This is a genomic window from Aeromonas molluscorum 848 (genome assembly GCF_000388115.1).
In the GTDB taxonomy this organism is placed as follows: domain Bacteria; phylum Pseudomonadota; class Gammaproteobacteria; order Enterobacterales; family Aeromonadaceae; genus Aeromonas; species Aeromonas molluscorum.
This window is the reverse complement of record NZ_AQGQ01000206.1, coordinates 1-6,432: the sequence shown is the minus strand read 5'-3', so window position 1 is coordinate 6,432 and position 6,432 is coordinate 1. Positions and strand designations below refer to the sequence as shown.

General features: G+C 57.9%; 5 protein-coding genes. 2 read left to right on the top strand and 3 right to left on the bottom strand.

Annotation, left to right across the window (positions count from 1 at the left end; genetic code table 11):
* Nucleotides 1–794, top strand: a 794-nt coding sequence (locus G113_RS18390; RefSeq protein ID WP_005908445.1) for an ABC transporter permease subunit, incomplete at its 5' end; no start/stop codon positions are given.
* A gap of 80 nt (nt 795–874) precedes the next feature.
* A complete protein-coding gene (gene thiQ, locus G113_RS18385) occupies nt 875–1,582 on the top strand; it encodes a thiamine ABC transporter ATP-binding protein (RefSeq protein WP_005908443.1) in 708 nt (235 codons plus the stop codon).
* 67 nt (nt 1,583–1,649) lie between these two features.
* Here thiQ and G113_RS18380 read toward each other — a convergent pair whose 3' ends face one another.
* From G113_RS18380 to G113_RS18370, 3 genes are all read right to left on the bottom strand, one after another.
* Nucleotides 1,650–3,020, bottom strand: coding sequence for a PhoH family protein (locus G113_RS18380; RefSeq protein WP_005908442.1), 1,371 nt, complete (start codon nt 3,018–3,020; stop codon nt 1,650–1,652).
* A gap of 218 nt (nt 3,021–3,238) precedes the next feature.
* Nucleotides 3,239–3,931 (bottom strand): TSCPD domain-containing protein, encoded by a 693-nt coding sequence (locus tag G113_RS18375; protein WP_005908441.1) that lies wholly within the window; start codon nt 3,929–3,931, stop codon nt 3,239–3,241.
* Between the two features lie 10 nt (nt 3,932–3,941).
* Nucleotides 3,942–6,089: an adenosylcobalamin-dependent ribonucleoside-diphosphate reductase gene (locus tag G113_RS18370; RefSeq protein ID WP_005908440.1), complete on the bottom strand. Its 2,148-nt coding sequence runs from the start codon at nt 6,087–6,089 to the stop codon at nt 3,942–3,944.
* Nucleotides 6,090–6,432 lie beyond the last annotated feature (343 nt).

The window sequence follows — 6,432 nt, the reverse complement described above, 5'->3', positions numbered from 1 at the left end:
TACGTACTTGCCTGCGCCCGGACCGCCTGCAACCAGGCACACTGTGGGTCGACAGCCTGGTGCTGCTGCTTGGTACTGGCATCTTCCTGCCACCGCTGCTGGCCATACTGGTTGCCGGGCTCAATCCAGCCTTGTTCACGGCGCTCACCTCCACCGCCTTGTGGCAAGCCGCGGGTCATTCTCTGCTTATCGCCATCGGCGCCGGCCTGTTCGCCACCCTGCTCGGCTGCGCCCTACTGCTCACCAGTCGCCATCTCAAGGTGCGCAAGCGCAGGCGCCGCGCCGCCGCACTCTGGGAAGCCAGCGGCGCCATGATCCTGATGATACCGGCCGTGGTGCTCAGCACCGGCCTCTTCATTCTGTTCATGCCCTTTACCGATGTCTTTGCCCTCGCCCCCTGGCTGGTCGTGCTGGTCAATGCCCTGATGGCGCTGCCCTATGTGCTGCGAACCCTCTCGGCCCCCATGCAACTGGTGGTGCGCCAATACGACAGATTGACCGACAGCCTGGGCGTGAGCGGCTTCAACCGCCTGCGTCTGGTGGAGCTGCCGCTGCTGCGTCGCCCTCTGGCCCTGGCAATGGCGCTGTCGATGATCTTGTCCCTGGGGGATCTCGGTGCCATCGCCATGTTTGGCAGCCAGAGCCTCACCACCCTGCCCTGGTTGCTCTATCAACAGTTGGGCAGCTACCGGCTGACCGAGGCGGCAGCCACCGCCCTGCTGTTGTTACTCCTGTGTCTTTCTCTGTTCTGGCTGGTAGAGCGAGGGCTTGGAGGGAAAAATGCTGCGCATTGAAACGCTGACCATCTGCTGCCGCTTGTCTGGCCAGCCCTTGGCATCAATGACCGATCGAACGACACCTTTGAGAGGAAAACATGCTGATCATCGATGAGCTGGTCACCAGCTACCCGGACTGGCGCGTGAGCTTCAGTGCCCGACTCGCGCCGGGCCAGATCACCGCCCTGATAGGGCCGAGCGGCGCGGGAAAATCGACCCTGCTCGGCATGATTGCCGGCTTCGTACCGGTTGAATCCGGCGCCCTCACCTTCTGCGGTGAGGATCTGTTGCCTTTGGGACCGCCCGCCCGCCCGGTCACTACCCTGTTTCAGGATCACAACCTCTTCCTGCACCTGCCTGTGTTTGACAACATCGCCATCGGCCTGCACCCAGGCCTGCGCCTCCATCCCGCCCAGCGCCGGCAAGTCACAGAGGCCGCCCGGCGAGTCGGACTCGGCGAGATGCTGACCCGACTGCCCGAGCAACTCTCCGGCGGTCAGCAACAACGCGTCGGCCTGGCCCGCGCACTGGTACGCGGCAAGCCGCTGCTGCTGCTCGATGAGCCCTTCTCGGCACTGGATCCCGCTCTGCGCCGGGAGATGCTGGCGGAAGTCGCTGGCCTCGCTCGTGAACAGAACATCACCGTGCTCATGGTCTCCCACAACCCGGAAGACGCCGAGCTTATCGCCGATCAGTTACTGTTCGTGGACGAGGGACGTATCGCCTTGCAGGGGTTGCCCAGCCTGCTGCGCGACTCGGATCACCCAGGTTTACGCCGCTACCTCGGCCTGTCCCGGGGGGCATGATTGGTACAAGTACCAATCATGAAAGAGGGGAGCCTGTGGCTCCCCTCTTTCATGTTGAGAATGAACGTCAGAGGTTCTCTTCGGCAAAGGAGGCGAGTCGGCTACGCACCACACCATTGAGATAGATGTTGGCACTGCCCTCGAAATCCTTGAAGCGTTCCACAATGTAGGTCAGCCCCGAGGTAACCGGACTCAGGTAGTTGGAGTCTATCTGGGCCAGGTTGCCGGAGCAGACTATCTTGGTGCCCTCACCGCAGCGGGTGATAATGGTCTTGAGCTGGGAAGCCGTCAGGTTCTGGCACTCGTCCAGCAGTACGAAGGTATTTTGTATGCTGCGCCCACGCATGAAGTTGACTGACTTGAACTGGATGTTGGCCTTCTCCATGATGTAGCTGAGCGAGCCACTCATGTTCTCGTCCTGTTTGTGCAGTACCTCCAGGGTGTCGGTGACCGCCGCCAGCCAGGGCATCATCTTCTCCTCTTCCGTCCCCGGCAGGAAACCGATGCTTTCGGCAATTTCAGGGGTGTTACGGGTGACTATCACCTTCTCGTAGATCCCCTTCTCTATCACCAGTTCCAACGCCGCCGCCATGGCGAGCAGCGTCTTGCCGCACCCGGCCGGGCCAGTCAGGATAACCAGATCGATATGGGGATCGAGCAGGGCGTCCAGGGCCATGCCCTGATAGATGTTCTTGGGATGTATTCCCCAGGCCTTGCGTGACATCAGCCGCTCGCGGCCCAGATCCCGCAGCCGGATATGCTGATCATCATGGGCAAGTACCCGGGCGGCGAAGAAGTTCTCCTCGTCAATCAGATACTGGTTGACGTGTACATGGTCGAGCAGCTTGGTCTCGACCACATGCACCGTTTCCCGGCCATGGGTCTCGCTCTCGCACTCGCCGACCCGCTCCCAGAAGCTGCCAGGTACCTGCTGGAAGCCCTTGGCGAGCAAGCGGATATCGTCGATCAGCTGATCAGAACGATAGTCCTCCACACGGGATAGACCGGCCCCCTTGGCCTTGAGGCGCATGTTGATGTCTTTGGTGACCAACACCACCTGGCGTTTTGATTCGTGCTTTTGCAGGTAGAGCGCGGCATTGATGATGCGGTTGTCCGCCTCCTTGTCGGTGAAGATCTCGGCATCCTGGGGCAGATGGTGATCGCTGAAGATGGAGATGCGGCCCGATGCCTCGCCAGCCAGCGTCACTCCGCTCGTGATCTGTTCCGGCGTCGCATCGCGGAACACATCTTCCAGGGCGCGGATCGCGACGCGCGCATCCCGGCTCACGTCCTTCTGACGATCCTTGATGTTGTCCAGCTCTTCGAGGACCGTCATGGGGATCAATACGTCGTGTTCTTTGAAGGAATAAATAGCGAGGGGTTCGTGTAACAGAACGTTGGTATCCAGGATAAACAGCTTCCGGTCCGTATTGTCCATAAGCATCCTCCTTGGCACTGGGGGTGCCACGTGTGTGAATCTCAGATGTCATTGAAACCACACGGCCGTGACAGTTTTATTACTCCCAACGCTACGCCCGAATTTACCTACGCGCAACAAATCACTCAACAAGCACAATCAGTTGAACACAAAACAATCAACAAGAAAGCCGGCACACTGGCCGGCTCTTTTCACCCTCACGTTTATCTCTCAGGGGCTCAGCCGCACTTGGAGTCGCCACAGTTGAGGCAGGTCAGGCAGCCATCCTTTTGGACCAGTGCCTTGGTGTGACACTTGTAGCAGAGCGTCGCACTGGCAGGAAAACCGGTTGCCACTTGCTCCTGCGCCTCTTGCCTCTCGGGTTCGGCAGCCCCCTGCAACTCGGCCTGCTTTTTCGCCAGAAACTGCTGCTGATGCTCATCCAGACCGGCAGGAGCAAACATGCCTATTTCGGTTAGATGAGCCTCGATCACGTTGCCAATTTCCGCGATCAAGGAGGGAACGTATTTCCCCTTGTTCCAATAGCCGCCCTTGGGATCGAACACGGATCTCAGCTCCTCCACCAGGAAGGTGACATCCCCGCCCTTGCGAAACACCGCCGAGATGATCCGGGTCAGCGCCACTATCCACTGATAATGCTCCAGACTCTTGGAGTTGATGAAGATCTCGAACGGGCGACGAGTCTCATGAACCGTGCCCTCGTTGAGAATGATGTCGTTGATGGTGATGAACAACGAATGCTCCGAGACATGTTCCGGCGTCTTGAGCTTGTAGGTCGTCCCCATCAACCGCTCCGGGCGCAGCACGGTCTCGTGCATCTGAACCACCTCAGACTCGGCGGCGGGCTCCTGAGGTTCATCACGGGTACGCACCTGGTAGGCGGTAATTTTCTTGTCGATCTTCTTAACCATGGTCATCTTCTCAGAATTTGCCGTAATAGCCTTCTTTCAAGGCGTCATAGAGATTGGCCGCGGTGTGCAGCTCGCCGTCGTACTCGATCTCTTCGTTACCCTGCGCACTGACAACAGAGCCATCTTCCAGGGTGAATTCATAGCAAGTGTTCGCCAGATCCTGCTCCTTCACCAATACCCCCTGAAACACCTCGGGATTGAAACGGAAGGTAGTGCAGCCCTTGAGCCCCGCATCCGAGGCATACATATAGATATCCTTGAACTGCTCAAAGGGAAAATCGGTCGGCACATTGGCAGTCTTGGAGATGGAGGAGTCTATCCAGCGCTGAGCGGCAGCCTGAATATCCACGTGCTGGGTCGGAGTGATGTCATCGGCCGTGATGAAGTAATCCGGTAGACGACTGCGCTCATCGGTGCCATGAGGCATGGCATCGGCATTGATCAATACCCGGTAAGCGAGCAGCTCGAAGGAGTAGACATCGACGCTCTCCTTGCTCTTCTTGCCCGCCTTGATGACGTTGCGGCTGTAGTGATGAGCAAAACTCGGCTCTATGCCGTTGCTGGCATTGTTGGCAAGGGACAGCGAGATAGTACCGGTCGGCGCTATTGAGCTGTGATGCGTGAAGCGCCCCCCCACCTCGGCAAGCTCGGCGACCAGGGTAGGATCCACCTCGGCCACCTGCTGCATGTAGCGGCTGTAGCGAGCATGCAGCTCTCGCCCCTTGAGCTTGTCGCCCAGCTTGATGCCATCGGCGGCCATTTCGGGACGCAGCCGCAGCATCTTGCCAGTTACTTCAAACTCTTGTTCCATGATGGGAGCCGGCCCCTTCTCCTTGGCCAAGGCCAGGGATTCACGCCAGCCAGTCATTGCCAGCTCTTGGGCGACTTGTTCGGTGAAGGCAACCGATGCCGCCGAACCGTAGCGCAGTTGCAACATGGTCAGGGCCGAGCCTAACCCGAGGAACCCCATGCCGTGGCGGCGTTTGTTCAGGATCTCTTCACGCTGCTTTGCCAGAGGCAACTGGTTGATCTCCACCACGTTATCCAACATGCGAGTGAAGATGGCCACCACCTCTCTAAAAGCCTGCCAATCAAACTGGGCCGCAGCCGTGAAGGGGTCGCGTACAAACTTGGTCAGGTTGACCGAACCAAGCAGACAGGCTCCATAGGGAGGCAACGGCTGCTCACCGCAGGGGTTGGTAGCGCGGATCTCCTCGCAGAACCAGTTGTTGTTCATCTCGTTGACCTTGTCGATCAGGATGAAGCCTGGCTCGGCATAATCATAGGTGGAGGCCATGATGAGGTTCCACAGCTTGCGGGCAGGCATGCTCTTGTAGACCTTGCAGGCTACCTGACCCAGCTCGTTGAACTGCACCCCCTGCCGGTTTGGCCAATCGCTCCAGACCACTTGCTCGGGATCGTCCAGCACTATCCCATCCTGGCTTATCTCTTGCTGGGTATAGGGGAAGATAAACTGCCAGGGTGCATTCGCCTTCACTGCCGCTACAAACTCTTCGGTGATGAGCAGGGAGAGATTGAATTGACGCAGGCGACCATCTTCACGCTTGGCCTGGATGAAATCGATCACATCAGGATGACGAATATCCATGGTGCCCATCTGGGCGCCACGCCGTCCACCGGCTGACGAGACGGTGAAACACATCTTGTCGTAGATATCCATGAAGGAGAGCGGGCCAGAGGTGTAAGCCCCAGCACCGGAGACGAAGGCGCCACGCGGCCTCAAGGTCGAGAAGTCATAACCGATGCCACAACCTGCCTTCAGGGTCAGTCCCGCCTCGTGCACCTTGGCCAATATGTCATCCATCGAATCTTCTATGGTACCGGACACGGTGCAGTTGATGGTTGAGGTGGCAGGTTTGTGCTCGAAGGCGCCGGCATTGGAGGTTATGCGGCCAGCCGGAATGGCGCCCTGACGCAGCGCCCACAAGAAGCGCTCATACCAGGCATCACAATCTTGCTCTTGAGCCGCCAGGGCACGAGCCACTCGCTGGTAAGTCTCATCGATAGAGCCATCGACCGGCTCTCCCTCTTTGCGCTTGAGACGATACTTGCTGTCCCAGATCTCCAGGGATGTCTCCTGTAGCGGAATAAGCGTGGTAAGCCGTTCGTACTCGCCTACGGGATTGGATTTTTCCATCAAAAATCACCTTCTGTCATGGTGCCAAGAGCAGCCGTCAACATACCACCTATGGTGTTAACTTTAATTTAAAACACAATATATAGCGTTCAATCTGAAGTCTAGCGCATCACCTGCCGCTAAGGGGGCGCATTCTAACCCAAAAAAAACCCTGGCCAGCCCAGATCGACCTGAGCGTATTCAATTGATTAATTTAGGTGCAGCCTTGCGATAGCAAGCTCTTGGCAACGGCAGAGTCAGGCTCGCTAACTGGGTTAAAAGGATTCATTCAGGTGTAAATAAGGCATGATCGGCCGTGAGAGGAGATTGAGCTGACAAGAATTCATCACCCTGATCGATTAGG

Coding starts and splice junctions, on each gene's coding strand:
- thiQ (WP_005908443.1), top strand. CDS start 875: ATGCTGATCATCGATGAGCTGGTCACCAGCTACCCGGACTGGCGCGTG.
- G113_RS18380 (WP_005908442.1), bottom strand. CDS start 3,020: ATGGACAATACGGACCGGAAGCTGTTTATCCTGGATACCAACGTTCTG.
- G113_RS18375 (WP_005908441.1), bottom strand. CDS start 3,931: ATGGTTAAGAAGATCGACAAGAAAATTACCGCCTACCAGGTGCGTACC.
- G113_RS18370 (WP_005908440.1), bottom strand. CDS start 6,089: ATGGAAAAATCCAATCCCGTAGGCGAGTACGAACGGCTTACCACGCTT.